1 protein-coding gene is annotated in these 1,375 nt (G+C 64.3%); it reads right to left on the bottom strand.

Annotated elements, in window-relative coordinates:
• Nucleotides 1–1,375 (bottom strand): TonB-dependent receptor domain-containing protein (locus LVY65_RS13155; protein ID WP_235068728.1); only part of this gene is annotated, 1,375 nt, incomplete at both ends.

The following is a 1,375-nucleotide window of genomic DNA, read 5'->3' as shown; positions in this document are numbered from 1 at the left end:
ATTCGGCGTCAGCCACAGCGAACCGCTGGCGTCGCGCCGGATCAAGTCGCAGGACGGTGCCACTGCGCTCGCCGTCGAGTGATTGACGCAGTTGGACAGGATCGCGTCCGCGCCATAGCCCTGGATCGCGTCCTTGAGGTCGATGCTCCACCAGTCGATGGTGAGCGCAAAGCGCGGCAGGAACGATGGCTGGAACACGGCACCGATGGTCTTGGTGGTCGCCTTCTCCGGCGTCAGGTTCGGGTTGCCGCCGAGCATGCCGTTATACTGGCCGGCCGGGTTCGGTGTCGTGCTCTGGCCGACCACGAGGCCCTGGGCAAGACAGCCATAGTCGGTCGCCGTGATCGTCTTGGCGCAGGGATCGTTGCTTCCATCGAGGCCGACGAACTGCGGAGCGAACAGCTCCTGGATGTTCGGCGCACGGACCGCCCGGTTGTACGAACCGCGCAGGCGGATATCCTTGATCGGCGCGAGTTCGGCCGACAGCTTGTAGGTGTTGGTGTCAAACTTCCGGCCGGTACCCAGCTCATAGTAGGACTTGCGGAAGCCGGCGCCGAAGGTCAGCTCGTAGATGAAGTTGTTCTGGACGACGGGCAGCTGGGCCTCGCCGAAGAACTCGATCACCCGGAACTGGCCGTTGACGGGAAGCGTCGGAGCGCCCTGGCCGGTGAGGTCGCCGGTCTGGAACGACTGGTCCGGGCTCAGCGACAGCTTCTCCTTGCGATACTCGGCACCGAGGTTCACGCCCACGCCGTCTTCGGCCCAGGGGAACTGGATGCCATAATCGCCAAGCGTGCCGGTGAAGTCGGCGTGAGCGATCTGTTCCGACGTGCGGCCGGTGATGACGCCGAACACGTTGAGGTAGTTGATCGACTCCTGCGACGGTGCGGCACCCGTGAACACGTCATAGGGGCGGCAGGCCAGGTCGGTACCGTCAAGCACCGAACGGCAGACCGGGTTGATGCCCGGCTGGTTCGGATCGTCGACAATGTCGAGCGCCCGTCCGAGGCGGACCGCCGAGAACTCGTTCTTGAAGACCTGGGTATAGTTGGTCCGGCCATACTGATAGTAGGCGTCATAGGACCAGACCTTGCCGAGGTCGCCCTTCGACCCGAGCACGCCGCGGAAGCTGGTGTGGGTAAGGTCGCTGATACGCGGGCCGCCTTCGGTGTTGCGGCGAAGCAGCTGGAAATAGGCCCGGTTGTAATTCGCCCCACCCGGAACGGTGTTGACGAAGTCGATCGGCGCATTGCCCGGGTTCGGGTTGTACGGCGCGCCCACGGCAAGCGGGAAACCGCCCACCGACCCGTTGATCAGGTTGAGGCTGCCTGCGCCGCACAGCACGTCATACTGGTTGCCGGAAACATTGCCCACC

The organism is Sphingomonas cremea (assembly GCF_021502585.1).
Taxonomy (GTDB): domain Bacteria; phylum Pseudomonadota; class Alphaproteobacteria; order Sphingomonadales; family Sphingomonadaceae; genus Sphingomicrobium; species Sphingomicrobium cremea.
This window is presented reverse-complemented; position numbering and strand designations above follow the sequence as displayed.